Below are 26,110 nucleotides of genomic sequence, written 5' to 3'. Positions count from 1 at the left end.
AGATCAAGTATACCACAAAGAGGCCTGTACGTTCATCAAGTTTTTCAACTTTTTGCGTACAGGCCCATTTATCCGGTTTAGATAATGATACAGACAATCCCTCCATTGCTGTCGTTTACAATTTTCTGCATCGTATCCTGAAGTTTTCCCTGACATTCGTCATTGATCATCGTAATCTTATGCCGCATTCCGTCCATCACAAGTTCCTCGATTGTTTTTCCAAAAATGTTGGTTTCCCAGACTCCTCCTTCCTGCTCTTTCGCATCTTTGATGTACCGCAGGATATCCTGAGCCTGCTGCTCGTTGCCCACAATCGGCGCGATCTCCGTTTCAATATTGGCCCGTATCATGTGAATCGACGGTGCCTCCGAATGGATCTTCACCCCGTACTTGCTGCCCTGCTTGATGATCTCCGGATCTGTAAGGGAAATCTCCTCTTTCTTCGGACTCACCACTCCATACCCCTTTGCCCTGACACTGTCCATAGCATCTTTGACATTGGCATACTCCTCCTGAAGGGCGGACATTTCCTTCATGGCCCTAAGGAGTTCGTACTCATTCTGTATCTTCATGTTTGTCATCTCACTGAGCATTTCATAATAGTATTTCTCGTAAACACGGATTTCCATCCGGATACATCCGGTATCCATCGCAATATGATCCACACGGACACTTTCGATATATGTATCATCCGGCTGTTCGATTCCTCCGATAAAATCCCGGATTTCCGTCTTTTCCTCCATCAAGTCTCTGATATAGGATACCATTTCTTCCTTGATTCTATGGCTTCGCGGCAGCATTTCCACCCATTTTGGTATATAAAATTCCATCTCGGAAACCGGGAATTCAAACAGGATCTCCTCCATCATCCGATGGATATCCTCCTCTTTCAGCTGCTCACAATTGACCGGCATCGCCGCCACCTGATAGGACTCCTGGATCTCTTTTACGGTCTCTGACGCTTCCTTCCCGTAAGGCCTTGCTGAATTTACCAGAACGAGAAAGGGTTTCCCGATATCTTTCAGTTCCCGGATGGTCTTTCCTTCCGGGTCCCGGTACGCTTCTCTTGGGATCTCTCCGATCGTTCCATCCGTTGTCACTACAATTCCGATAGTGGCATGATCATGAATCACCTTCCTTGTTCCGATTCCGGCTGCTTTTGTAAACGGAATCTCATAGTCAAACCACGGTGTTTTAACTTTGCGTTCCTCCCCGTCTTCGATATGCCCTTTTGCCCCTTCTGTCATATATCCGACACAGTCGATCAGCCGGACCCGAACCCGGACATCATCTGAAAGTGTAATCTCCGCCGCCTCTTTTGGAATAAATTTAGGTTCTGTTGTCATAATGGTTTTTCCGGAAGAGGACTGTGGCAGTTCATCCATTGTCCTCGCCCGCTGATTTTCATCATTCATATGCGGGAGAACCAGAAGATCCATAAACCGTTTGATAAACGTGGACTTTCCGGTCCTTACCGGACCTACAACCCCGAAATAGATTTCCCCGTTTGTTCTGACCTGCATATCATGATAAAGCTGAAAATTCTCCATGAAAATACCCCCTTGCAATGCTGATACCAATGTATGCCTGCAAGGAGGTATTTAGACCTGTTTTATTTTGTATCTGTATCTTCTTCTCCCCAAGGAAGGGCACTGTGTTCTTCTTTCCGGTCACGAAGCATCAGCTCTTTGACCGCCTCGGCCGGACTCTTTCCTTCAAAGAGCACCTGATTGACCTGTTCTACAATCGGCATGGAAATCCGGTACTGCCCGGCAAGCTGCTTTGCCGCTTTTGCAGAGTAGACGCCTTCAACTACCATTTTGACCTCATCCATGGCTTCCTGCATCGTCCTTCCCTGTCCTATCAGATATCCTGCCTTCCGGTTCCGGCTGTGGACACTTGCACAGGTCACAATCAGATCACCGATTCCTGTCAGCCCGGTAAAGGTTTCGATCTTTCCGCCCATCTTTACTCCCAGACGTGCAATCTCAGCAATCCCCCTTGTGATCAGAGCGGCTTTTGTATTGTCGCCGTATCCAAGGCCATCCGCAATACCGGCGGCAAGAGCAATGACATTTTTCAAAGATCCTCCCAGTTCGATGCCTTTGATATCCGGACTTGTATACACACGGAACACTTCGCTCATAAATGCTTTCTGAAGGTACTCTGCCGTCTCTCTTGTTTTTGCACCGACTACACATGTGGTAGGCAGACCCTTTCCTACTTCTTCCGCATGGCTTGGTCCCGAAAGAACCGCCACGTCCGCCTGAGGCACTTCTTCCTCAATCTGCTCGCTCAATGTCATCAACGTCTTTTCCTCGATCCCCTTTGCCACATTGACAAGGATCTGTCCCTCTTTCACATAAGGACACATCCTCTGAGCCGTCGATCTCGTAAATGGTGACGGAACGGCAAGCACTACAAAGTCCTTTCCTTCAATGCCTTCCCGGATCTCATTTGTGAAACGGATACCGTCCTGAAGCTTCACCCCCGGAAGTTTGGACTTGTGTTCCCGCTCTCTGTCAAGCATCTCCACCTCTTTCGCGTCGATAGACCAGACAGTCACCTCATGTCTATTGTTTGTCAGAAGCCATGAAATCGCCGTTCCCCAGCTGCCGGCTCCCATAATTCCAACTTTTGCCATACTGTGCCTCCTATTTTTTCTTTCCGATGCTGATTTTATTTTCTGTGCCGCTTAACAGTCTCTGAATATTCGCTCTGTGCTTCCAGATTGCAAGAACTGCAAGAAATGCTGCCACCACATACATCTCATGGAGATATGGCGCAGCCATACCGTAGCTTCCTGTCTGTCCGCGGAATACGACACCTGCAAAGAAAATCAGAACGACCGCAATCGAACCAACGGAAACATATTTTGTTACTGCTACTATTGTAACAAATACCACGATCGCAATCAAGCAGATCCAGACATTCGTAAGGGCGGCCAGAAGTCCTGCCATGGCCGCAATTCCTTTTCCTCCTTTGAATTTCAGATAGAACGGGAAATTATGTCCAAGCACTGCTCCCATTCCGGCATAAATAGAAAGAAGAGGAAGAATGTCTCCATGTGTTTCTCCAAAAATCAGCCGTACTGCCAGAACGGCAAAAATACACTTAAAGGAATCCCCCAAAAACGTACACGCTCCCGCTTTGACCCCGAGTGTTCTCAGCGCATTTGTAGAACCGGCATTTCCGCTCCCCATTTTCCGGATATCCACATGCTGCAGTCTCCCGTAAATATATCCTGTCTGGAAAAGCCCGAAAACATACCCGATCAAAATACACACGATCCGTTCCATGACCTTACTTCTCCTTTTCCTTTCTTTCTCTGATAAAGAATTTCAGTGAAGTTCCCCGGAAACCGAATGCCTCCCTGATCTTGTTCTCCAGATATCTTGTATAAGAAAAATGCATCAGTTCCTTATCGTTGACAAAAATCACAAAAGTAGGCGGTTTGACAGATACCTGTGTAATATAGTAAAGTTTCAGGCGTTTTCCTTTATCAGAAGGCGGCTGCTGCATGGCAACTGCCTCTGTCATGATCTCATTCAGCACGCCTGTCGCAATCCGCAGGGACTGATTTTCAATCACCATATCGATCATATCAAAGAGCTTCTGAATCCTCTGCCCTGTCTTTGCCGAAATATACATGATCTCCGCATACGGCATATAGGACAGTACATTCCTGATCTTTCCTTCATATTCACGCATGGTCCGGTCGTTTTTCTCGATCGCGTCCCATTTATTGACTACAATAATGATTCCCTTGCCGCGCTCATGCGCGATTCCGGCGATTTTGGCATCCTGCTCGGTTACACCTTCCACTGCATCAATCACCATCAAAACAACATCTGCTCTTTCTACCGCGGTTACGGTCCGGATAATACTGTACCGTTCCAGCTCTTCCTTGATCTTGCTCTTTCTGCGAAGACCTGCTGTATCAATGAATACATACTCTTTTCCGTTATGAACAATCTCCGTATCAATAGCATCCCGTGTTGTCCCTGCAATATCCGATACAATGACACGGTTCTCCCCGAGAAGTTTATTGATGATGGAGGATTTTCCGACATTTGGTTTTCCGACAATGGCAACCCGCGGTCTTTCGTCCTCCTCCTCTTCTTTGTCTTTTTCCGGGAAATACGCGACAACTGCGTCCAGAAGGTCTCCGATTCCAAGCCTGGAGGATGCAGATACCGGATTCGGGTCTCCGATTCCAAGATTATAAAATTCGTAGACGTCCGGCATAAATTTGTCAAAATTATCTACCTTGTTCACTGCAAGAATCACAGGCTTTTTCGCGCGGCGCAGCATATCTGCAACCTTGGAGTCTGCATCTACAAGCCCCTGTCTCACATCTGTAATAAAAATAATCACATCTGCCGTATCTATCGCAATCTGCGCCTGCTCCCGCATCTGTGAAAGGATAATATCCGAGCTGTCCGGCTCAATTCCTCCTGTATCAATCAATGTAAAGTCTCTGTCCAGCCAGGATACATCCGCATAAATACGGTCTCTTGTCACTCCCGGTGTGTCTTTGACAATCGAGATCATCTCCCCGGCCAGAACATTAAATAACGTAGACTTCCCGACATTCGGGCGTCCTACGATCGCAACTACTGGTTTACTCATCGTACCTCTCCTTTAAAACTGCATCGATAAAATCCTGTCCGCTTGATTTTACAATATCTATCTTCACTTGTAAAGTTTCTTCTAACTCCGAAACTGTCACATCGTCCAGGAAAACATCCTCTCCGCTTCTTAGCATATTGCACGGAAGCAGAAGCCTGTCCCCAAGTTCCTGCCCTTTCAGCTGTTTGATCAGATCCTGTCCGGTAATCAGGCCGGACACGGTAATGCTTTCTCCAAAAAACTCATTGCGGATCTTATATAGATGAACATCCAGATTCGGACATTTTTCTTTCATCCGCCTGATGAACTCATTCAGATAATCATAGGCAAGCGCTCCGGTTGCAATCGACAGGGACATCTTCCGGTCTGTCGGACGGATTTTCTGAAAGCCTTCTTCAAATTCATTCTGAAGAAGCCGGATCATGCCGACCCCGTTTTCCAGCTGCAGATATCCATCGTACCTGCTCTCCTCCGGCATTTCGTATCCTGCCAGGATGTACCATTCATCTCCGGCATGGATGAAATGATATCCGTATTCCTGATATACTTTTTCCTGCCACCGGTGGATCGTATCCAGCACTTTTCTTGCATCTTCTCTCGTAAACGGCTCCAGCGGGTAAAGTCCGTCGCGGTACTTGCTCAGCCCTACCGGCACGACCGATACACTCTGCAGCTTCGGAAGATATGCTGTCAGATCCTGTATCGTCCGCTCCAGTTCCTGACCGTCATTTAATCCCTTACAGAGTACAATCTGTCCATTCATCGTAATTCCCGCCTCATAAAGGCGGTCCACCTTCTTCAATGCTTCTCCCGCAAACCGGTTATGAAGCATTTTACATCGAAGTTCAGGATTTGTCGTATGGAAGGAAATATTGATCGGCTCCAGATGATAACGGGTGATCCGGTCAATATCATGGTCGCTCATATTTGTCAGCGTCACATAATTTCCCTGCAGAAAAGACAGTCTTGAATCGTCATCTTTGAAATACAGTGTTTCACGCATCCCCTTTGGCATCTGATCAATAAAACAGAAAACGCACTTGTTTCTGCAGGACCGGTACTCATCCATCAGACCCTGCTCAAAGGTCAGACCCAGATCCTCCTCATATTCTTTTTCTATCTCAAGTTCCCACTGCTCGCCGTCCGGCTTCTCAATCAGAACGAGAAGATTCTCATCATTGACATAGTAATGGTAATCAAAAACATCCTCGATTTCCTGACCGTTTATCGAAAGAAGCCTGTCCCCCGGTTCGATGCCCATCTCCCATGCAATACTTCCCTCTTCTACAGCCGAAACCAGATGTTCATGTCTTTTCCGCTGTTTTTCCATATCTCGTCTCCTTTTCCTCTTCATTTTCCTGCCTTTTTCATAATACTAAATTCCTTCCCAAAATGCAATTTTTTCTATTCCTTTCTTGCCATACCTATAAAAAAATGTTATAAATGGATTGAGATTACGGCTGATGCCGCGTCTTAATTCCATGTTTTCTTACATAGGAGGGTTTATGACAAATATAAAAATGTTAGAGCAGGTGCTTCCGACAGCTCCGCTTAAAATCGCCGCGCTCAAGAGCTGCGAAACTCTTGGGAAGAAGGTCAACGACCATATTGTCGGATTTCGCAAGGAATCCCTTAAAAAATATGTAGATTCCGCACTTTTCGCATCCTATAAATGCGAAAATTATCTCATAGAGCACAGCTGCCCGCGTTTCGGTTCTGGTGAGGCAAAAGGCGTTCTGGGCGAATCGGTCCGCGGAAAAGATCTTTTTGTCATGGTCGATGTCTGCAACTACAGTCTGACCTATACAGTGAACGGTCATCTGAACCACATGTCGCCGGACGATCATTATCAGGATCTGAAACGTATCATATCCGCAGCAAACGGCAAAGCTCACAGATTAAATGTCATCATGCCGTTTCTTTACGAAAGCCGCCAGCACAAACGTACCAAACGCGAATCTCTGGACTGTGCCCAGGCACTGGAGGAACTGGTTGACATGGGAGTATCCAACATTATCACCTTTGATGCCCATGACCCGCGTGTGCAGAACGCGATTCCTCTGAAAGGCTTTGACAACTTCAATCCGCCTTATCAGTTTATCAAAGCGCTTCTGAAAGCGGAGCCTGACCTGAAGCTTGACAAGGATCATCTCATGATCATCAGCCCGGACGAGGGTGCGATGCATCGTGCAGTGTATTTTTCCAATGTTCTTGGCGTGGATATGGGAATGTTCTATAAAAGAAGAGATTACTCCACAATCGTAAATGGAAAAAATCCGATCGTTGCCCACGAATTTCTCGGTGATGATGTAAAGGGAAAGACCGCCATCATCGTAGATGACATGATCTCTTCCGGAGAAAGTATGCTGGATGTTGCAAGACAGATCAAAGACCGGGGCGCATCCCGGGTATTTGTCTGCACTACATTCGGACTCTTTACCGACGGGCTTGAGAAATTTGACGACTATTACCGGACAGGCTATATAGATCGTCTGATTACAACGAATCTGACCTATCTGCCGCCGGAGATCTATGAACGTCCATACTTCATCGAAGCAGACATGAGCAAATTCCTGGCAATCATCATCGATTCCATGAATCATGATATCGCCATCAGTTCTGTACTGAATCCGACAGACAAGATTCATGCACTGATCGCAGGCCGGAATGCTTAGGGTTCCGGAACCGAAAAACAAAATTCTTAAAAACACAGCAGGAAAGAGACTTCTTCCCTGCTGTATTTTTATACCATACGTTCATCTTCAAAAAATGACAAATCCGACGGATAAATGATGCTCTCTCCGATTTCTTTCAGAAGGATAAGCCTCAGACTGTTTTTAAAGTTTTTCTTATCCCGCTTCATGGCTTCTTTCAGTTCTGAGAGGTGCACGCCGCAGGAAACCGGAAGTCCGTAGCTTTCCAGAATCTTTCGGATCTCCCCGGCCGTTCCTTCCCGGGTCAGTCCCAGTTCTTCCGAGATCCGTGTGATCTGATACATGCCGATCGCAACCGCTTCCCCATGACTTTCTCTTTCATATGCGAACCTCTGCTCCACTGCATGTGCCAGCGTATGACCGAAATTAAGCAGCATCCTCTCTCCGGTATCAAACTGGTCTTCCTCCACCACCTGACGTTTGATATCCACACATCTTGTAATTACTTCCGTCAGATGATCCGCAAGTCCGTCAAAACTTCCGGCCCGCCTGAGCAGCGCAAAAAGCTCTGCATCCTTGATGCAGCCATACTTGATGACTTCTCCCATTCCGTCATGGATGTAACGCTCCGGAAGTGTTTTCAGCACATCCGGATCAATCAGGACTTTCTTTGGCTGATAGAATGCCCCTACAAGATTTTTGCCTTCTTTCAGGTCAACTGCTACTTTTCCTCCGACAGAGGAATCCACCTGAGCCAGCAGGGAAGTCGGAATCTGTACGAATGGAATTCCCCTCAGATACGTTGCCGCCGCAAATCCGGCCAGGTCTCCGACAACACCTCCTCCGAGGGCAACGATCAGGTCGCTTCTGGAAATTCCCGCCTCTAACAGTTGTGCATACACTCCCGGAAGGACATCAATACTTTTGGACGCCTCCCCATGTGGAAGAATGACTGCACTGCACTCCCAGTATTCTTTCAGCTGTTCCAGAAGGCTCTCTCCGTAAAATGCGTAAACACTGTCGTCAGAGATCACCGCGATTTTCTTCCCCTGATAAATCTCCCGGATTTCTTTGGCCGCTCTTTTTAATAGTCCTCTTTCAATCAAAATACGGTAACTGTCTTTTCCCAGATTAACATTCAATTCCATTTCTTCCGCCTGCCTTCTTCTACCAAGTTTTTTCTACAATCGGTGCAATCTTTCGAAGCTGTTTTAAAAGTTCCGCATACTTCTCCGGCTTTAAGGACTGACCTCCGTCGCACAGCGCGCAGTCCGGATTATTATGTACTTCAATCATCAGCCCGTCTGTGCCTGCTGCTACCGCCGCCTTTGCCATCGTATCTACCAGCCACCATTTGCCCCCGGCATGGCTCGGATCCACAACAACAGGAAGATGGGTCATCTTTTTCAGTACCGGAATAGCCTGAAGATCCAGTGTGTTTCTTGTATAAGTCTCAAAAGTCCGGACGCCCCGTTCACAGAGAATGACATTTTCATTTCCGGACGCCATGATATATTCCGCAGACATAATCCATTCCTCATAGGTAGCATTTAATCCGCGTTTCAAAAGGATCGGACGTCTGGTCTTCCCGAGCTGTTTCAGTAGGTCAAAATTCTGCATGTTTCTCGCCCCGATCTGAATCAGATCCACCTTCTCATCGAAAATATCAAGGTATTCTGCGGACATCAGCTCTGTCACAATCGGAAGGCCCGTTACTTCCTTCGCCTTACAGAGCATCTCCAGTCCTTCCAGTCCAAGTCCCTGGAAGGAATACGGGCTTGTACGCGGCTTGAATGCCCCGCCTCTTAACAAATTGGCTCCGGCGGCCTTGACTGCCTCTGCCACTTCAATTACCTGTTCCTCACTCTCCACTGAGCACGGGCCGGCAATCATCGCCATGTTTCCGCCTCCCACCTGGACACCGGATACATCCACAATGGTGTCCTCCGGGTGGAATGCACGGTTTGCAAGTTTATAAGGCTCCTGCACGTGCATGACTTTATCTACACTTTTATCCACCTCAAACAGGCGCGGATCAATTCTGACGGTATCACCGATACATCCGATAATCGTCATCTCTTCTCCCCGGACGACATGAGCCTCCAGACCTTTTGCCTCTACCATTTTTATTACCCGGTTCAAATTTTCTTCTGTTGTTCTTGGTTTCAGTACAATAATCATATGCTTCTCCTCCTGCTTTCTCACACTTTTCCTGACTTTGAAAATCACCTTGCAAAGGAAGTGTCCTGATTCTATAGGGAGTCCAAAGATCTTTTCTATAGAATAAAAAAGTCCTCTGATTTACTCAGAGGACGATACTGTCATCGTGGTTCCACCTCACTTTACAGCCATCTCACGATGACTGCCTCATCAGGTACGCTGTCTCCAGATATACCCTCGCAGATAACGGCTGCTGCCGGAAATGCCTACTAGTCTGTACATTCAGCACTCTACTCCAAGAGGAATTCAGTAACACTTTCTGTATCCCATTCCACCACACGGGACTCTCTGTAACATTCCATGATACTTACTACTTCTTTTCTTCGTATTTTCAAAGCAGATCTATGAAGTTGTTTCCATATTACTTCACATCTGCAGGTTTGTCAATACTTATTTTCCTGCCTCCGAAGAATCCTTCTTCACCGTCAGAGTACCGTCCTTCACCTCGATCCGGACTTTTCCTTTCCATTCACTCTCAAGGGAACTTTCCAGTTCTCCGGAAAGTCTGATCCGGATCGGAAATTCTCCAGCCTCACTGCCGTCCGCATCGCATTCTACCTCGTAATCACCGCCTTCGTTCAGATCATCCAGCAGATCCTGAACACGGTATCCCGCCTCTTTGCTCAGCCATGCTTCCTTTTCTTTCTTTCCCGTTCCGTCTGCGAACTCTGCTCCGGCTGATAATTCCGGCAGATTTTCTCCCTGGTAAATTGTTTCAGACCGTGCAGTCAGTACAATCAGCGTTTCTTCGTTCCGGTTGAACTGCGGCATAACTTTCACCAAAAGGAAAATCAGCAGACAAAAAACGACACCGGCTGCAAAAGCGGCCGGTACGTTCCATTTATTTCGTATTCTTTTTGTATGAAACAGATTTTTTTTCGTCTTTTTTCCAACAGAAAGAATGTTTCTCTTCATTCGTATCTGACCTCGATTCATATGTTATCCGTTACGATTATAGCGCACTTCTTTCCCGGATACAATGAAAGAGTTCTTAAATAAGAATGAAATTTCCCTTATATTTTCTTTCTTTTACAGAATGATACGCACTTTCAGGACATTCTCGATTTTGGAAAGTTCTTCCGCAATTCCGGAAGAATCCGTATCTTCAATATCGATCATCGTATAAGCAAAGCGTCCGCGGCTTTTGTTCGTCAAATCCGCGATGTTGATTCCTCTCTTTGCAAGAAGAGCCGTAAACTGGCCGATCATGTTCGGCACATTGTGATGAAGTACGGTAATTCTTGGATTTTTCCCTTTCTTTCCCATATCGCAGTTCGGAAAGTTTACGGAATTCATGATATTTCCGTTTTCCAGATACTCCCGGATCTCCCGGACAGCCATTCTGGCGCAGTTGTCCTCAGACTCTTCCGTGGAAGCACCCAGATGAGGAATAACGATGACATGATCTCTTCCTGCCAGCCCCGCTGTCGGAAAGTCTGTGACATATTTCCGTATGTGCCCGGTTTCCAGTGCCTCGATCAGATCTTCTTCCTTAACAAGAAGGTCTCTTGCAAAGTTCAGGAGAATTACACCGTCTTTCATCTGCCCTGCAGCCTCCCGGTCAATCATTCCTTTCGTGTCATCCAGTGCCGGGACATGAAGCGTAATATAATCACATTCCTGATAAATCGTCTCCAGATTTTTCACATGATGAATGTGGCGCGACAGATTCCACGCGGAATCCACCGACATATACGGATCGTATCCATATACTTCCATACCAAGATGAAGCGCCGCATTCGCCACCAGCACGCCAATGGCTCCAAGACCGATCACGCCAAGCTTCTTTCCTTCAATCTCCTGTCCGGCAAACATCTTTTTCTGCTTCTCCGCTGTCTTTGCGATATTCTCTTCTCCGGCATGGGCCTTCACCCACTCGATGCCTCCGATGATATCGCGGGACGCCAGAAGCATCCCCGCAATCACCAGTTCTTTTACGCCGTTTGCATTTGCTCCAGGCGTATTAAATACAACAATTCCTTTTTCCGCGCAGTCTTCCAGCGGAATATTATTCACTCCGGCTCCCGCCCTTGCGATTGCCTTTAGCTTCTCCGGAAATACCGTTTCGTGCAGAGATGCGCTTCTCAGGAGAACCGCATCCGCCCCGGCCATCTCTTCTGTTCTCTGGTAGTCTTCCGAAAAGAGGGAAAGCCCTGCTTCCGAAATGGCGTTCAAACATTGATACTGATACATTACCGATTCTCCTTTTCAAATTTTTCCATAAATGATACAAGTGCCTCCACGCCTTCATATGGCATGGCATTATAGAGGCTGGCCCGCATGCCTCCAACGCTCCGGTGTCCTTTCAGATTGACCAGACCATGTTCTGCAGCCGCTGCCGTAAATCTGGCATCCAGATCTTTGTCGCCTGTCACAAATGGAACATTCATCAAAGAACGGTCTTTCTTCGCTGCTGTGCCGGAAAACAGGCGGCTGTCATCCAGATATTCGTACAAAAGTGCCGCCTTTTTCTGGTTCTTCTTCTGAATTCCCGGAAGTCCTCCCTGATCCAGAAGCCACCGGAACACTTTCCCGCAGATATAAATTCCGTATGCAGGCGGCGTATTGTAAAGAGAACCTGCCTTGGCGTGGACATGGTACTGCATCATGGTCGGAGTTCCCGGAAGCACCTCTTCCCGGATCAGATCCTTCCGTATAATCACAATCGTCACACCCGCCGGTCCGATATTCTTCTGCACACCGCCGTACATGATGCCGTACTTTGTAATGTCCACAGGCTCAGACAGAAAGCAGGAGGAAACATCCGCTACAAGAGGGATGCCCTTCGTATCCGGAAGGGTATGAAACTTCGTTCCGTAGATCGTATTGTTCTCACAGATGTACACATAATCCGCATCCCCGGAAGCAGACAGCTCACTCAGATCCGGGATGCAGGAAAAATTCTGCTCCTCAGAGGAGGCTGCTGCTTTTGCCTCTCCGTACTTCTGCGCTTCCTTCCAGGCTTTCTTTGCCCACTGCCCGGTCAGAATATAGTCTGCCTTTTTGTGTTTCATGAGATTCATCGGAATCATTGCAAACTGCAGCGATGCCCCTCCCTGCAGAAACAGTACCTCATAGTCTTCCGGTATGTTTAAAAGTGTCCGGATGTCCTTCTCGGCATCCTGTATGATCGTTTCAAACGCCGCAGACCGGTGGCTCATCTCCATAACGGACATTCCGGTCCCCCTGTAATCCAGCATCTCCTTTGCGGCTTCCTGTAATACTTCCTCCGGCAGAACAGCCGGTCCCGCCGAAAAATTATATACTCTGCTCATACGATTCCTCCCTGTTTCCCGGCCAAACATTCCCCTTCGCCCGGCAGGTTGATTTTTAATTCTGTTTTGCTTTTTCTTTCAGATCTCCCTCATCAAATACCTGATCGATCGCTTCTCCCGGAGCAACCATCGGCCATACCTTCTCATCGCAGTCGATCTGACAGTCAATCAGAACCGGTCCGTCTGCGTTTCTTGCCTCCTCAAAGATCCGGACAAATTCTTCCCTTGTTGTGGCGCGGTATGCTTTCGCTCCCATCGCCTCGGCAAGTTTGACAAAGTCCACATTGTCATTGAGGATGGTAGCAGAATACCGTTTTCCATAGAACAGATCCTGCCACTGCCTCACCATTCCAAGTACGTGGTTATTCAGAATGACTTCGATAATCGGAATCTGATAACGTGCTGCTGTTGCAATCTCATTCATGTTCATCCGGAAACATCCGTCACCTGCAATATTAACCACACATTTTTCCGGTCTCGCACATTTCGCACCGATGGACGCCCCAAGTCCGTATCCCATCGTTCCGAGACCGCCGGATGTCAGAAGTGTTCTCGGCTTTGGATATTTATAATACTGTGCGGCCCACATCTGATTCTGTCCGACCTCTGTTACAATAACAGCATCTCCTTTCGTCTGCCGGTAAATTTCCTCTACGACAAACGGTCCGCTTAACACGTCCGGATGATAGGTCATCGGATATTTTGCCTTGTATGCTTCGATCGTCTGAATCCATTCACTGTGATTCTGCTGCTCCAGCATCTGATTCAGCTTTGAAAGTACCACCTTGACATCCCCGGTAATTCCATGCGTGATAACTACATTCTTATTCATTTCTGCCGGATCGATGTCAATCTGCAGAATTTTCGCCTTTGGCGCAAATTTCTCCGCATTTCCCGTGACACGGTCACTGAATCGTGCCCCCACTACAACAAGAAGGTCGCACTCACTGACTCCGTGATTCGATGTTTTTGTTCCATGCATGCCAAGCATTCCTGTGTAATATGGATCTGTTCCAGGAAACGCACCTTTTCCCATCAGAGTGTCCGCAACCGGCGCATCCACCTTTTTGACAAATTCAAACAGTTCTTCGTCCGCATCGGAGAGCACTGCGCCTCCACCCACGAAAATATATGGCTTTTTCGAGTTCTGGATCATCTCTACTGCCGTCTGAAGATCTTCTTCATTGACCTCTTCGTTTCTCTTTTGAGGTGTGATTTTTTTCGGCTCATATTCGGCAAGATTGGACGTTACATCCTTTGGAATGTCAATCAGTACGGGACCCGGACGGCCCTTACGTGCAATCCGGAACGCTTTCCGGATCGTATCAGCCAGTTTATTGACATCTTTTACAATATAATTATGTTTCGTAATCGGCATGGTGACTCCCGCAATATCGATTTCCTGGAAACTGTCCTTTCCAAGAAGGGATACTCCGACGTTGCAGGTGATTGCCACAACAGGAATAGAATCCATATAGGCAGTCGCAATACCTGTTACAAGATTTGTCGCCCCCGGTCCGCTTGTGGCCAGACATACACCGACTTTTCCCGTTGCCCTGGCATAACCGTCCGCCGCATGCGCCGCACCCTGCTCATGAGAAGTCAGGATGTGACGGATCTCGTTCTGGTGCTTATACAGCGCATCATATACATTCAGAATCGCACCGCCCGGATATCCGAATACGGTATCCACACCCTGCTCTTTTAAACATTCTATTACAATTTCTGCTCCTGTAAGCTTCATTGCTCTTCTTCCTTTCGTCTAGTTTTTCGGAATCTCCAGGATCGCTCCTCTGTTTCCGCTTGTTACCATGGCTGCATACCGTGCCAGATAACCGGTCTTGACCTCCGGCTCCTTCGGCTGCCATGCCTTGCGTCTTCTTTCCAGTTCCTCTTCCGGAACATCCAGTTCCAGTTTCAGCCCCGGAATATCAATCTTAATGATATCGCCCTCTTCTACAAGTGCAATCGGTCCGCCTACTGCCGCCTCCGGTGATACGTGTCCGATGGATGCACCTCTGGATGCCCCTGAGAATCGTCCGTCTGTAATCAGGGCAACGCTGGATCCAAGTCCCATTCCCGCGATTGCGGATGTCGGATTGAGCATCTCCGGCATTCCCGGTCCGCCTTTTGGTCCGACATAGCGGATAACCACTACATCACCCGGATGAATCTCTCCACCTTTGATTGCCTTGATTGCATCATCTTCGCAGTCAAAGACTCTGGCAGGTCCCTCATGAACCATCATTTCTTCTACTACCGCCGAACGTTTTACCACGCTTCCGTCCGGAGCAAGATTCCCTTTCAGAACGGCAAGGCCTCCCGTCTCACTATATGGGTGATCTACCGGTCTTATGACTTCCGGATTTTTATTGATACATCCTGCGATATTTTCTTTCACTGTTTTTCCGGTCACCGTCATGCAGTCTGTATAGAGAAGCCCTTTTTTGTCCAGCTCATTCATGACTGCGTAAACGCCGCCCGCCTCGTTAAGGTCCTCAATATATGTCGGTCCTGCCGGTGCCAGATGACAGAGGTTTGGTGTCTTCTCGCTGATTCCGTTTGCAAAATCAATCTCAAAATCCATTCCAATCTCATGGGCGATTGCCGGAAGGTGAAGCATACTGTTTGTGGAACATCCAAGGGCCATGTCCACTGTCAGGGCATTTAAAACGGCTTCCCTGGTCACAATGTCACGAGGACAGATATTTTTTCTCCAGAGCTCCATTACCTGCATACCCGCATGTTTTGCAAGACGGATTCTCTCGGAGTAAACTGCCGGGATGGTACCGTTGCCCTTTAAGCCCATTCCAAGCACCTCTGTCAGACAGTTCATACTGTTGGCCGTGTACATTCCGGAACAGGAACCGCATGTCGGGCAGACTTTACATTCAAACTCATCCAGCTCTTCTTCTGTAATCGTTCCGGCCGCATAAGCTCCAACCGCCTCAAACATGCTGGAAAGACTTCTCTTCTCTCCTTTCACATGTCCGGCAAGCATCGGGCCGCCGCTGACAAAAATGGTCGGAATATTGATCCGGGCTGCCGCCATCAGAAGACCCGGCACATTTTTATCACAGTTTGGAACCATGACAAGGGCATCAAACTGATGAGCCAGAGCCATCGCTTCCGTAGAGTCTGCAATCAGATCTCTCGTCACAAGAGAATACTTCATTCCGATATGTCCCATGGCGATCCCGTCACAGACTGCAATCGCCGGAAATACGATCGGGGTCCCTCCAGCCATGGCAACTCCCATTTTGACTGCTTCCACAATCTTATCGAGATTCATATGTCCCGGCACGATCTCATTATAAGAGCTTACAATTCCTACAAGCGGACGTTCCATCTCTTCTTTTGTCAGTCCCAGCGCATTCATCAGAGAACGATGCGGCGCCTGCTGGCTTCCTTTTGTTACAGTATCACTTCTCATCTTTCTTCCTCCTGTCCTTACTCTGTTTCTATAGTCATTATGCCTGAATTCTTTCACAGATCAGATCTCCCATTTCCTTTGTGCCTACCTGTTTACATCCTGCAGACATGATATCTCCTGTCCGGTATCCGTCTTTCAAAACCTGATCCACTGCCCTCTCTACCGCGTCCGCTTCCTTATCAAGATCAAAGGAGAAACGAAGCATCATTGCTGCGGAAAGGATTGTGGCAATCGGGTTTGCGATTCCCTTTCCTGCAATGTCCGGCGCGGATCCTCCGCTCGGCTCATACAGGCCGAATTTACTGTCATTAAGGCTTGCGCTTGCCAGCATTCCGATAGATCCAGTCACCATGCTGGCTTCATCGGATAAAATATCTCCAAACATATTCTCTGTCAGAATCACATCAAACTGCTTTGGATTTTTTACGATCTGCATCGCACAGTTATCAACAAGCATATGTTCCAGCGTCACGTCCGGATACTCTGCCGCCACCTCTTCTGTCACCTTTCTCCACAGTCTGGAGGAATCCAGAACATTTGCCTTATCCACACTTGTCACCTTGCGGGAACGTTTCCCGGCAATGTCAAATGCGCGCTTTGCAATCCTGCGGATTTCATTTTCATTATAGGAAAGTGTGTCCACCGCGGTCATGACACCGTTTTTTTCTTCTGTCTTTCTTTCACCAAAATACAGTCCGCCCGTCAGTTCTCTCATAATCATAAAATCAAATCCGCCCTCCGTAAGCTCTGGTTTCAGAGGACATGCTCCTTCCAGTTCTTCATAGAGGACTGCCGGTCTTAAGTTCGCGAACAGGCCCAGTTCCTTACGAATACGAAGAAGTCCCGCCTCCGGCCTCTTGGAAGGCTCAAGCTGATACCATGGAGATGTCTTTGCATCGCCTCCAATGGACCCCATCAGTACAGCGTCACATGCTTTTGCCTTTTCCACCGTCTCATCTGTAAGCGGCACTCCATGCACATCGATGGATGCGCCTCCCAGAAGAAGCTCCGTGTAATCACAGGTATGTCCGTATATCTCTCCTACTTTATCCAGAACCTTCATGGCCTCCGTGACAATTTCCGGGCCGATTCCGTCTCCTTTTATAATTCCTATGTTTAATTTCATTGCTATCCCTCCCAGAAAATCTGTTACAGAATATCATATAATATTTTTGTTTTTGTTTCAACCCTTTACCGCGTAAAAGTGCCTTTTCCACCCGTTTTCTCCATGAAAACCACCTGCCTGAGGCTTTTTCAACAACAAAAAACAGATCCCTCTAAAACGGAATCTGCTTTTCTTTTCACTGACTTATCATTATTTTGTTTCACCTGCACCAGGCTTTTCTACCTGCATGATAGCAGCCTTCTGCATCGGAATACGACAGTTTTTATTATTTCCGAACTCTACGATCACATCTTCTTCTGTGATATCGATCACTACTCCGTAAAATCCACTTGTCGTCAGAACAGTATCTCCAACTTCCATATCAGCGATCATCGCCGCTACCCTCTTCTGCTCTTTCTTCTGCGGTCTCATCAGAATGAACCAGAGTCCGCCAAGAACAACTACATAAAAAAGGATCAAAAACAGCGGGTTTGAGAAAATGCCTCCGCTTGACTCTGTAAGTAACGTGTATTCCATCATTCTTTCCTCCTAATTTCTAGCTAAACACTATTGCTATCATACACAATTTTTCCCGTTTCATCAAGTACTTTTGGGAATTTTATCAGGTTTTATCCTTTCTGTCCCTGCGCCATTCCCTCAAGTTTCTGCTTTTTATATTCTTTGTAGCGGCCTTCTTCGATTGCGGCACGGATTTCTTCCATCATTGTATTGTAAAAATACAGGTTGTGAAGTACGCAGAACCGCATGCCGAGCATCTCCTTTGCTTTCAGAAGGTGACGGATATAGGCTCTGGAATATTTCCGGCATACCGGGCATCCGCAGCCTTCTTCAATCGGGCGGTCATCCAGTTCATATTTGGCATTGAAAAGGTTCAGTTTGCCATGATTCGTGTACACATGGCCGTGCCGGCCGTTTCGTGTCGGATAAACGCAGTCAAAAAAGTCAACGCCCCGGTCCACTGCCTCCAGAATATTTGCAGGGGTACCGACTCCCATCAGATACGTTGGTTTTTCAAGCGGCAGATAAGGAACAACGGCATCCAGAATCCGGTACATCTCCTCATGTGATTCTCCTACCGCAAGTCCTCCGATGGCATATCCCGGAAGATCAAGCTCTGCGATTTCCTGCGCATGTGCAATCCGGACATCCTCCAGAATTCCGCCCTGATTGATTCCGAACAGCAGCTGATGCGGATTGATCGTATCCGGAAGACTGTTCAGCCGCTCCATCTCGGCCTTACATCTGCGAAGCCACCGTGATGTTCTCGCGACAGAACGCTCAATATAATCCCGGTCTTTTGTACTGGCCGGGCATTCGTCAAACGCCATAGCAATAGTGGATGCCAGATTGGACTGGATCTGCATACTCTCCTCCGGTCCCATAAAAATCTTCTTCCCGTCAATGTGAGAATGGAAATGTACTCCTTCCTCCTTGATCTTCCTGAGGCCCGCAAGGGAAAACACCTGAAATCCGCCGGAATCCGTCAGAATCGGCTTGTCCCATACCATAAACTTATGCAGCCCTCCAAGTTTTTTTACTACCTCATCGCCCGGTCTTACGTGGAGATGATAGGTATTGGAAAGCTCCACCTGGGTTTTGATCTCTCTTAAGTCATCGGTGGACACTGCTCCTTTAATGGCGGCAGCCGTCCCCACATTCATAAACACCGGTGTTTCAACAACACCGTGTACCGTTGTAAAACGGCCCCTTTTTGCGAGGCCGTCTCTTTTTAACAATTCATACATGTTTTCTTTGCTCCGTTCTGAAATCTGGTTTAGAAATGACAGATGATCGGTGTCGTCTCATTGATCAGATCATAAAGCTTTGCCGCATCATCGTATTTCATATTGATACATCCGTGGGAACCATGGTTCAGGTACCAGTCCCCTCCGAATCGTGTCTGCCAGGACGCATCATGGAATCCGATGTCTCCATTGAAAGGCATCCAGAATGCCACCGGAGATTCATAGGAATACTCTCCGTTTGCAAGCAGTTCTCCACGAAGTACTGCATTCTTGGTCTTGTAAGTCAGGTCATAGCTTCCCTGCGGCGTGTCATCTTCTCCATTCGGAGTTCCACTGACAATATCACAGTTCATGATCACTTCTCCGTTCTGGAAAAACCAGAATTTCTGTGTCGTCAGATCCACTTCCGCGTAAGTGTCTCCGTAGTCATTGTCGTCTCCGTGATCCGCTCCTCTTCTGGACCATTTCGGCTCCCTTGAAACTTCTTCGCCGCTCTGAATATTCGCAACCAGAGCCGCATACTCGTCTTCCTGATTTAAATACCAGCCAAAGTCACCTCCGGATACCTGCACTGTATCTCCGCGGCCCGTCACAAATGTCCGCGTCGTTCCAACTGTATTATACTTTGTGGCAAGCTGCGCAATATAGGCATTCACCTGATCGGTATTGAATGTCACCTGCATATTCTCATCAACCGTCAGCCACTGGGAAATAAGCGTCTTATCTACTACTTCTGTCTTTGGTGACAGATCATATGTAATCTTGCTCTGGAGATACTTATTCATGGTATCAACCGCAGCCTGCACTTCCGGAGAATCTTTCGTGTAAGCCGGTGTGATATAGCATCCTTCCGTCTCCAGATTCATTTCCTGATTAAAGCCGCTTACGGACTCTTTTACCTTCTGAAGAAGCGTCTCCTGATTCACCTGGTTTCCGACTACTTCCTCCTGGATGACAAACTGGTTTCCGTCATATACCGGATGTGCATTTTCTGAGGCAGTCTGGCCTGCGGAAGTCACGCACTTCAGCATGGAAACAAACCCTGCCAGCTTTTCTTCATTATATTCGATTCCGACTTCCGTTGTGACATCGGTTTTTGTCCACAGTGCCGTCGGCCAGAGAAATGGATTCTGCTCCTCCTTGACTTTCTCAAGAGCACCGCTCTCCTGATAGGATATGTCAATATCTTTTCCGGAGATCGTCTCCGTTCCTCCGTCTTTTTCATTTAATGTCAACGTGTATCCGGCAACCTGCTCTGCCATATAATCCTCCGCATCATGAACGCTTCTGAGTGAAAAGCTGTTACCGTTGATCGTTGTTCCCGGATAGAAATGGCTCTGAAAAAAGATCACTCCGCCAAAATAGGCAACCGCTACAATTCCGACAATGCTGCCGCAGGTAATCGCGATCCGTTTCTTTGCCGCCTTGGATATCCGGCGTTTCTCTTTCTTTTTCCTTGGTCCCCGTCTATGTTTGATTCTCGTCTTTCTTGCTATTTCATTTTCACTGTCCATTGTATGATCCTGATCCGAAATCCGGAGTTCTTCTTCCGGAATATTTTCGTTTTTCTTCATTCAATATCTACCCCTTACTATTTTACCTTATACATCGCTATTATAATATGTCTATGTGGAAAAGTACAGTGAAAATTTGTTGAATCTTGTCGTATATCCTACTTACTTTTCGGCGTTTTCCCTCAAATTTCGATTGCAGTTTTTTCAGTGCTTCTATATAATAGATAGAAGTTTATTCAGATTATTTTGTATATTTGGAGGTATCATTATGGCAGGATCATCTTTTGGAACTCTTTTTCAGATTACAACATGGGGAGAATCCCACGGAGCCGGCATCGGTGTCGTAGTAGACGGCTGCCCGGCAGGGCTTGCACTCTCCCCTTCCGATATTCAGGCCTTTTTAAACCGCAGAAAGCCGGGACAGAATGCTTACTCTACCATGCGCAAGGAAGCAGACGAAGTAGAAATCCTCTCCGGCGTGTTTGAGGGAAAGACAACCGGTACACCAATCTCCCTTCTCGTGCGGAATCAGGACCAGCGCTCCCATGACTATTCTCAGATCAAAGACTGTTACCGGCCCGGTCATGCGGATTATACCTTCGATGCAAAATACGGATTCCGGGATTACCGGGGCGGCGGACGTTCCTCGGGACGAGAAACGATCGGACGTGTTGCTGCCGGCGCCATCGCTTCTCTCCTTCTGAAAAATCTCGGCATCCAGGTTCAGGCATATACGAAAGCGATCGGTCCATACACCATCCCTGCTGATGAGTACGACTTTTCCGTTCTGAAAAGCAGTCCGCTTTGTATGCCTCATCTGGGATACTCTCAAAAAGCGGAAGAATATCTGCGTACCTGTATGGAAAACCAGGATTCCGCAGGAGGCATTATCGAATGTCAGATCGCGGGACTTCCTGCCGGCATCGGCGAACCGGTTTTTGACAAGCTGGACGCCCTCCTTGCCCACGCGGTTCTTTCCATCGGAGCTGTCAAAGGATTTGAAATCGGAGATGGCTTTGAAGCCGCCCGTTCAAACGGTTCCACAAACAATGACGCTTTCTGCCTGAAAGACGGACAGATCACCAAGAAGACAAATCATTCCGGCGGAACACTTGGAGGGATGAGTGACGGAAGCACTGTCATTTTCCGTGCGGCCATCAAGCCGACTCCTTCCATCTCCTCTCTGCAGCAGACGGTCAACTCCTCTATGGAAGAGGTTGACATCTCTGTCAAAGGAAGACATGATCCGATCATTGTCCCGCGGGCCGTTGTCGTTGTAGAATCCATGGCAGCGCTTACCACCGTGGATCTGCTGCTTCGGAACATGAGCGCCTCCATGGATCATCTTCTCCGGATTTACCGGTAATCTCACGCTCAAACGAGAGAAAGGAAGTCCTTTATGAAAAGAGAACTGACCTATATCATACAAGAAACGGACGGTACGGCTGCGCTGCTTACCGTCCAAAGCTTTCTGAAAAGCAGGGGATATTCTCATGCTGTCATCGTCTCCCTCAAAAAAACTCCGGAGGGAATTCTAAAAAACGGTGTCTGGGCACGAGCACACGATCCACTCCTGCCGGGCGACTGCCTTCAGGTGAGGATTGTCGAAGACAGTTCCTCCGATCATATTGTTCCGCGTCCGCTTCCGTTTCCGGTTGTATACGAGGATGAAGATCTTCTTGTCGTGAACAAACCGGCTGACATGCCGATTCATCCGTCTCAGGGAAATTACGAGAATACTCTCGCCAATGCTGCCGCCTGGTATTTCAAAGAAAAAGGGGAATCATTTGTGTACCGCTGTATCAACCGTCTGGACCGGGACACAACCGGACTTCTCATCCTTGCCAGGCATGCCTACAGCGCTGCCCTTCTTTCCCGGATGGTCTCTGCCCGCCAGATTAAGCGGGAGTATCTTGCAGTTGTCAGAGGCACTCCGGATGTTTCCGGAATCATCGATGCTCCAATCGGACGTAAAGAAGGATCTACCATCGAACGCCGGGTGGACTTTGAACACGGTGAACCGGCCCGTACCCATTATGAACTCCTTTACTCCGAGGGCGGATATTCCCTCGTCCGGCTCCGCCTTGACACAGGGCGTACCCATCAGATCCGTGTCCACATGAAGTATCTTGGGCATCCTCTGCCCGGCGACTTTCTTTACTGTCCGGATTACACAAAAATAAAACGGCAGGCGCTTCACTCCTGCCGTCTCTCTTTTCTCCATCCTGTTACGGGGCATCCTCTTTCCTTTACCGCCCCGCTGCCGGATGATATGCGTTCTTTCTTCCCGTCTGTTTCTCTGAATACTCTTTAAAGATCATAGCATCCGCCTCCGATAAACTCCCGCAACAGGGAGTTTGCCGGAATCCTCTCTGTTCCGATCCCGAGAAAATAGTCCAGAAACTTCAAAAGCCGCTTGGCTTCATGGAATTCTTCCATTTCCGGTGTAATCTGAAATAACAGTGGTTCCACATACTGTTTTAATACCGCAAGTTCGTAAATCAGGGCCGAGTTAAACATGATGTCCGCTTCCTCCTGGAACGGGAAAATATTTCGCTCTTCCCCCCTTCTGACCGAATACCACATGGCAATTGTTCTTGCCGCGGAAGTGCCCCGGGTCCTTGCATCACGGACAATCCGGCGGATCAGACGTCCGTCCGTAGTCGGGATCCTGTTGTGTTCGTCTACATTCAGCTGTGTCAGCGCACTGATATAAATCTTAAACTTCCGCTCATTCGGAAGAGCTTTGGTAAGCTCTGGATTCAGGCAGTGAATTCCCTCAATCACAAGAATATCCCTGCTCTCCATTTTCAGCTTTTTCCCTTCGTATTTCCTCTGTCCCGTGATAAAATCAAAGGTCGGAATTTCCACCTCTTCGCCATGAAGCAGACGTCTCAGATCTTCATTAAACTGTTCTACGTCAATCGCTTCCAGGCACTCAAAGTCATAATTCCCTTTCTCGTCCTTTGGAGTGTGCTCCCGATTGACAAAATAGTTGTCGACCGCAAGAGGATGAGGACGCAGGCCGTTTACCCTGAGCTGGACGGACAACCTGTGCGAAAAGGTCGTCTTTCCCGAAGAAGAAGGTCCTGCCACAAGCACAAACTTCACATCACCTCTTTTTGCGATCTGTTCCGCAATTTCAGCAATCTTCTTTTCCTGCTGTGCTTCCTGCACCAGTACCATGTTCTGAGCTCCCTCCCGCACAATTTCGCGGTTCAGATCGCCAACGGTTTCAATATCCTGGAGATCACCCCATTTCATGGATTCTTTCTGTACCTGAAACAACTTTTCCCGCACCTGTAAAGGCGGAACCCGTTCCGGATCCGACATTTTCGGCATCTGGATCACAAATCCTTCATCATACGGATAGAGTTCAAAATATTTCAGATATCCTGTGGACGGCACCATGTAGCCGTAGTTATAGTCCTCGAAAGCTCCCATCCTGTACAGGTTGACTCTGGAACTTCTCCGGTATTTGAACAATTCTTCTTTATCATACATACCATATTGATGAAACAGCTCAATCGCTTCATCCGTATGGAGATTCCGTTTTTCTATCGGAATATCAGCCTCTACGATCTTTCGCATCGTATCTTTAACACGGTTTAGAAATACCTCATCCAGACAGATATCCCCGTCAATCGTACAGTAATACCCCTGGTCCACCGAGTAATGAATCCGCACTTTTTGAATCTTATCATGTCCGGCTGTATCATAGACCGCCTTTACAAGCATCAGGCTCATACTTCTTTTGTAGGTCTTATACCCGATGTCCTCTCCGGTCGTGACAAGCCTGACCCTGCAATCTTTCCGGAGCGTTTTATACAGTTCTTTCAGTTTTCCGTCCTGAATCACAAGAACAACATCATTTTTGTACTCTTTCTGTCTGTCTTTTGCAATCTCAAGAAAAGTGGTTCCTTCCGGATACTGCTTTGTTTCTCCATTTTCAAATGTAACCGTATACTGTAGTACATCGTGCAAACTAACACCTTCTTTCCAGCCTTTATAAAATCACGGAATACGGCAAATGCTTCGGCATGGTAATCACTTCGATTCTGCCTTCCGTTTTATCCTCCAGATACTGTTTCATATCCTCCATAAACAGATATTCCAGTCCGTAGTGTCCCGCATCAAGCACTGCCATCCCCTGGGCATCGGCATCAATTCCGGTATGGTGACCGATATCTCCGCTCAGAAATACATCTGCACCTTTCAAAAGCGCTTCCTGCACTACACTTTCGCCCGATCCCGGACAGACCGCCACCGTTTTGACCGGCCTGTCTGCTCCAAAGCACCGAAGTTCCTCCAGGCCAAAACGTGTTCTGATTCTGGCCGCAAATTCAAGAAGGCTCTCCGGCTCTTTCAACGTTCCGGTCACACCGATTCCACACGGAACCCCCAGCCATTCCCCGGTTTCCTCAAGCGGACCGGTCTCTTCCAGTCCGATTTTTTCTGCGGCAAGCATCCCCATCCTGCAGATATCGTAGTTTGTATGCATGGCATAGTAGGCCACGTCTGCCTGTATCAGCTTTAGAATTCTTCTTCCGATAAACGCTTCATCCGTAATCCGCTTCACAGCCCGGAACAGAAGCGGATGATGAGAAAGGATCATATCCGCCTTGATTTCCAGTGCCGTCTCCACGGCACCATCATCGACATCAACCGTAATCAGGACCTTTTGGACCTCCTTTTCTTCTCTTCCAAGTATGAGACCGCTGTTATCCCAGTCAAGCGCATAACTCTCCGGTGCAGCCTCCACCAAAATATTTCGGATTTCTTTTACCTTCATCTTGCCTCTCCTTTTACCGGTACCTGCCTTCTGCTGCGTACAGCTGCTTCAGTTCTTTTTCTATCTCTATGATCCGGGCTTTGGAACTTTCCGACGGATCCTGGCTCTTCCTCAGATTCTCCAGAATGTTTGTCCGGATCCGGATTTCCCGTTTCAGAAAATCATGGAGAACCGGATGTTTCTCTTTCAGAAGAACTCTTCCATACTCATATTCCTCTTCCGTGTACGGGAACTGCTCCCTCTTCCCCGGAACAGCCTTCATCATCGGGTAGTATTTTCCATCCTCATATATCATATTCTCATACTCAATGGAAAATCCGTTTTCAATCAGAAACCGGCGGACTTTCCCGATCTCCGACTGCGGCTGGAGAATACATTCTTTCAGCGAAGCCGTCGTTTCTGGACAGGCCGACAAAATCTGTATAATAAGAGCGCCGCCCATTCCGGCGGCGATCATACTGTCTGCTTCCTGGATGCTCAGTTCTTTGAGTCCATCTGATCTTCTTGTCCCGATTTGCTCTTCAAGCCCATATTCTCCGATATGTTCTCTGGCACGCTGGAGCGGCCCTTCGTTAACATCCATCGCAACCGCGGATGGAATCCGTCCGTTTTGCACCAGCCAGATCGGGACATACGCGTGATCCGTCCCGATGTCTGCCACTCTGTATCCGGGCGTCACCAGCTCGGCGACCGCCCGAAGTCTCTTTGATAATTCCATG

Annotated in this window: 22 protein-coding genes and 1 other annotated feature; of the genes, 3 read left to right on the top strand and 19 right to left on the bottom strand. The window is 47.8% G+C overall.

Features of this window, described 5'->3' with window-relative positions:
• Positions 1–77 precede the first annotated feature (77 nt).
• From spoIVA to Selli1_RS05285, 5 genes are all read right to left on the bottom strand, one after another.
• Entirely contained in the window at positions 78–1,550 is a 1,473-nt protein-coding gene (gene spoIVA / locus Selli1_RS05305; protein ID WP_087252778.1) for a stage IV sporulation protein A, read from the bottom strand.
• A gap of 62 nt (positions 1,551–1,612) precedes the next feature.
• Positions 1,613–2,644 (bottom strand): NAD(P)H-dependent glycerol-3-phosphate dehydrogenase, encoded by a 1,032-nt coding sequence (locus Selli1_RS05300; RefSeq protein WP_281872437.1) that lies wholly within the window; start codon positions 2,642–2,644, stop codon positions 1,613–1,615.
• A 10-nt stretch (positions 2,645–2,654) separates the two neighbouring features.
• Positions 2,655–3,299, bottom strand: coding sequence for a glycerol-3-phosphate 1-O-acyltransferase PlsY (gene plsY, locus Selli1_RS05295; protein ID WP_087168230.1), 645 nt, complete (start codon positions 3,297–3,299; stop codon positions 2,655–2,657).
• Between the two features lie 4 nt (positions 3,300–3,303).
• The gene (der, locus tag Selli1_RS05290) at positions 3,304–4,632 is read right to left on the bottom strand and encodes a ribosome biogenesis GTPase Der (RefSeq protein ID WP_087168231.1); all 1,329 of its coding nucleotides are present in this window, start codon (positions 4,630–4,632) and stop codon (positions 3,304–3,306) included.
• Positions 4,625–5,962: a DUF512 domain-containing protein gene (locus Selli1_RS05285; RefSeq protein ID WP_191433463.1), complete on the bottom strand. Its 1,338-nt coding sequence runs from the start codon at positions 5,960–5,962 to the stop codon at positions 4,625–4,627. Before Selli1_RS05285 ends, der begins: the two co-directional genes overlap by 8 nt.
• 175 nt (positions 5,963–6,137) lie before the next feature.
• Here Selli1_RS05285 and Selli1_RS05280 point away from each other — a divergent pair, with 175 nt between their 5' ends.
• The gene (locus Selli1_RS05280; protein ID WP_087252781.1) at positions 6,138–7,307 is read left to right on the top strand and encodes a ribose-phosphate pyrophosphokinase; all 1,170 of its coding nucleotides are present in this window, start codon (positions 6,138–6,140) and stop codon (positions 7,305–7,307) included.
• Between the two features lie 68 nt (positions 7,308–7,375).
• Here Selli1_RS05280 and aroB read toward each other — a convergent pair whose 3' ends face one another.
• The 11 genes from aroB to Selli1_RS05225 form a co-directional block, all read right to left on the bottom strand.
• Positions 7,376–8,434 (bottom strand): 3-dehydroquinate synthase, encoded by a 1,059-nt coding sequence (gene aroB, locus Selli1_RS05275; protein ID WP_191436090.1) that lies wholly within the window; start codon positions 8,432–8,434, stop codon positions 7,376–7,378.
• A gap of 19 nt (positions 8,435–8,453) precedes the next feature.
• Entirely contained in the window at positions 8,454–9,467 is a 1,014-nt protein-coding gene (gene aroF / locus Selli1_RS05270) for a 3-deoxy-7-phosphoheptulonate synthase (RefSeq protein WP_138372456.1), read from the bottom strand.
• Between the two features lie 124 nt (positions 9,468–9,591).
• Positions 9,592–9,839: a binding site (T-box leader), on the bottom strand.
• Between the two features lie 57 nt (positions 9,840–9,896).
• Positions 9,897–10,421 (bottom strand): hypothetical protein, encoded by a 525-nt coding sequence (locus Selli1_RS05265; protein WP_087252783.1) that lies wholly within the window; start codon positions 10,419–10,421, stop codon positions 9,897–9,899.
• A gap of 114 nt (positions 10,422–10,535) precedes the next feature.
• A complete protein-coding gene (locus Selli1_RS05260) occupies positions 10,536–11,699 on the bottom strand; it encodes a phosphoglycerate dehydrogenase (protein ID WP_087168237.1) in 1,164 nt (387 codons plus the stop codon).
• Positions 11,699–12,781 carry a 3-phosphoserine/phosphohydroxythreonine transaminase gene (gene serC / locus Selli1_RS05255; protein WP_138372457.1) on the bottom strand — a complete coding sequence of 361 codons (1,083 nt, stop codon included), beginning with the start codon at positions 12,779–12,781 and terminating at the stop codon, positions 11,699–11,701. The genes Selli1_RS05260 and serC overlap by 1 nt, the downstream gene beginning before the upstream one ends.
• A gap of 55 nt (positions 12,782–12,836) precedes the next feature.
• Positions 12,837–14,525, bottom strand: a complete 1,689-nt coding sequence (ilvB, locus tag Selli1_RS05250) for a biosynthetic-type acetolactate synthase large subunit (RefSeq protein WP_087168239.1) — start codon at positions 14,523–14,525, stop codon at positions 12,837–12,839.
• A gap of 18 nt (positions 14,526–14,543) precedes the next feature.
• Positions 14,544–16,214 (bottom strand): dihydroxy-acid dehydratase, encoded by a 1,671-nt coding sequence (ilvD, locus tag Selli1_RS05245; RefSeq protein ID WP_281845840.1) that lies wholly within the window; start codon positions 16,212–16,214, stop codon positions 14,544–14,546.
• Between the two features lie 37 nt (positions 16,215–16,251).
• Positions 16,252–17,340, bottom strand: coding sequence for a 3-isopropylmalate dehydrogenase (gene leuB, locus Selli1_RS05240; RefSeq protein WP_281845841.1), 1,089 nt, complete (start codon positions 17,338–17,340; stop codon positions 16,252–16,254).
• Positions 17,341–17,529: 189 nt separating this feature from the next.
• Positions 17,530–17,856 carry a preprotein translocase subunit YajC gene (yajC, locus tag Selli1_RS05235; protein WP_087168242.1) on the bottom strand — a complete coding sequence of 109 codons (327 nt, stop codon included), beginning with the start codon at positions 17,854–17,856 and terminating at the stop codon, positions 17,530–17,532.
• A gap of 92 nt (positions 17,857–17,948) precedes the next feature.
• Positions 17,949–19,085: a tRNA guanosine(34) transglycosylase Tgt gene (tgt, locus tag Selli1_RS05230; RefSeq protein WP_087168243.1), complete on the bottom strand. Its 1,137-nt coding sequence runs from the start codon at positions 19,083–19,085 to the stop codon at positions 17,949–17,951.
• A gap of 29 nt (positions 19,086–19,114) precedes the next feature.
• The gene (locus Selli1_RS05225) at positions 19,115–20,659 is read right to left on the bottom strand and encodes a L,D-transpeptidase family protein (RefSeq protein WP_281845842.1); all 1,545 of its coding nucleotides are present in this window, start codon (positions 20,657–20,659) and stop codon (positions 19,115–19,117) included.
• Positions 20,660–20,867: 208 nt separating this feature from the next.
• On the opposite strand from Selli1_RS05225, the gene aroC reads away from it, so the two are divergent.
• Positions 20,868–21,965 (top strand): chorismate synthase, encoded by a 1,098-nt coding sequence (gene aroC / locus Selli1_RS05220; RefSeq protein ID WP_087168245.1) that lies wholly within the window; start codon positions 20,868–20,870, stop codon positions 21,963–21,965.
• Between the two features lie 33 nt (positions 21,966–21,998).
• Complete coding sequence (locus tag Selli1_RS05215; protein ID WP_281845844.1) at positions 21,999–22,913, top strand: RluA family pseudouridine synthase; 915 nt, start codon at positions 21,999–22,001, stop codon at positions 22,911–22,913.
• On the opposite strand, the gene Selli1_RS05210 is transcribed toward Selli1_RS05215, so the two are convergent.
• Genes Selli1_RS05210 through Selli1_RS05200 form a run of 3 tightly spaced genes read right to left on the bottom strand, consistent with a single transcriptional unit; the run spans position 22,910 to position 26,109 of the window.
• The gene (locus Selli1_RS05210) at positions 22,910–24,583 is read right to left on the bottom strand and encodes a nucleoside kinase (protein WP_087168247.1); all 1,674 of its coding nucleotides are present in this window, start codon (positions 24,581–24,583) and stop codon (positions 22,910–22,912) included. The two genes, Selli1_RS05215 and Selli1_RS05210, sit on opposite strands and share 4 nt — an antisense overlap.
• Before the next feature lie 22 nt (positions 24,584–24,605).
• The gene (locus tag Selli1_RS05205) at positions 24,606–25,391 is read right to left on the bottom strand and encodes a Nif3-like dinuclear metal center hexameric protein (RefSeq protein WP_191426699.1); all 786 of its coding nucleotides are present in this window, start codon (positions 25,389–25,391) and stop codon (positions 24,606–24,608) included.
• Between the two features lie 13 nt (positions 25,392–25,404).
• Complete coding sequence (locus Selli1_RS05200; RefSeq protein WP_087168249.1) at positions 25,405–26,109, bottom strand: tRNA (adenine(22)-N(1))-methyltransferase; 705 nt, start codon at positions 26,107–26,109, stop codon at positions 25,405–25,407.
• Position 26,110: the final 1 nt, after the last annotated feature.

It is taken from the genome of Sellimonas catena (genome assembly GCF_027924685.1).
Classification (GTDB): domain Bacteria; phylum Bacillota; class Clostridia; order Lachnospirales; family Lachnospiraceae; genus Sellimonas; species Sellimonas catena.
Note: the sequence above shows the minus strand (reverse complement) of the source record. Positions and strands in the feature narration are given on the sequence as shown.

Excerpts from the sequence above, each read along its gene's own strand:
- spoIVA (WP_087252778.1), bottom strand. The coding sequence starts at position 1,550 with ATGGAGAATTTTCAGCTTTATCATGATATGCAGGTCAGAACAAACGGG.
- Selli1_RS05300 (WP_281872437.1), bottom strand. The coding sequence starts at position 2,644 with ATGGCAAAAGTTGGAATTATGGGAGCCGGCAGCTGGGGAACGGCGATT.
- plsY (WP_087168230.1), bottom strand. The coding sequence starts at position 3,299 with ATGGAACGGATCGTGTGTATTTTGATCGGGTATGTTTTCGGGCTTTTC.
- der (WP_087168231.1), bottom strand. The coding sequence starts at position 4,632 with ATGAGTAAACCAGTAGTTGCGATCGTAGGACGCCCGAATGTCGGGAAG.
- Selli1_RS05285 (WP_191433463.1), bottom strand. The coding sequence starts at position 5,962 with ATGGAAAAACAGCGGAAAAGACATGAACATCTGGTTTCGGCTGTAGAA.
- Selli1_RS05280 (WP_087252781.1), top strand. The coding sequence starts at position 6,138 with ATGACAAATATAAAAATGTTAGAGCAGGTGCTTCCGACAGCTCCGCTT.
- aroB (WP_191436090.1), bottom strand. The coding sequence starts at position 8,434 with ATGGAATTGAATGTTAATCTGGGAAAAGACAGTTACCGTATTTTGATT.
- aroF (WP_138372456.1), bottom strand. The coding sequence starts at position 9,467 with ATGATTATTGTACTGAAACCAAGAACAACAGAAGAAAATTTGAACCGG.
- Selli1_RS05265 (WP_087252783.1), bottom strand. The coding sequence starts at position 10,421 with ATGAAGAGAAACATTCTTTCTGTTGGAAAAAAGACGAAAAAAAATCTG.
- Selli1_RS05260 (WP_087168237.1), bottom strand. The coding sequence starts at position 11,699 with ATGTATCAGTATCAATGTTTGAACGCCATTTCGGAAGCAGGGCTTTCC.
- serC (WP_138372457.1), bottom strand. The coding sequence starts at position 12,781 with ATGAGCAGAGTATATAATTTTTCGGCGGGACCGGCTGTTCTGCCGGAG.
- ilvB (WP_087168239.1), bottom strand. The coding sequence starts at position 14,525 with ATGAAGCTTACAGGAGCAGAAATTGTAATAGAATGTTTAAAAGAGCAG.
- ilvD (WP_281845840.1), bottom strand. The coding sequence starts at position 16,214 with ATGAGAAGTGATACTGTAACAAAAGGAAGCCAGCAGGCGCCGCATCGT.
- leuB (WP_281845841.1), bottom strand. The coding sequence starts at position 17,340 with ATGAAATTAAACATAGGAATTATAAAAGGAGACGGAATCGGCCCGGAA.
- yajC (WP_087168242.1), bottom strand. The coding sequence starts at position 17,856 with ATGGAATACACGTTACTTACAGAGTCAAGCGGAGGCATTTTCTCAAAC.
- tgt (WP_087168243.1), bottom strand. The coding sequence starts at position 19,085 with ATGTATGAATTGTTAAAAAGAGACGGCCTCGCAAAAAGGGGCCGTTTT.
- Selli1_RS05225 (WP_281845842.1), bottom strand. The coding sequence starts at position 20,659 with ATGAAGAAAAACGAAAATATTCCGGAAGAAGAACTCCGGATTTCGGAT.
- aroC (WP_087168245.1), top strand. The coding sequence starts at position 20,868 with ATGGCAGGATCATCTTTTGGAACTCTTTTTCAGATTACAACATGGGGA.
- Selli1_RS05215 (WP_281845844.1), top strand. The coding sequence starts at position 21,999 with ATGAAAAGAGAACTGACCTATATCATACAAGAAACGGACGGTACGGCT.
- Selli1_RS05205 (WP_191426699.1), bottom strand. The coding sequence starts at position 25,391 with ATGAAGGTAAAAGAAATCCGAAATATTTTGGTGGAGGCTGCACCGGAG.
- Selli1_RS05200 (WP_087168249.1), bottom strand. The coding sequence starts at position 26,109 with ATGGAATTATCAAAGAGACTTCGGGCGGTCGCCGAGCTGGTGACGCCC.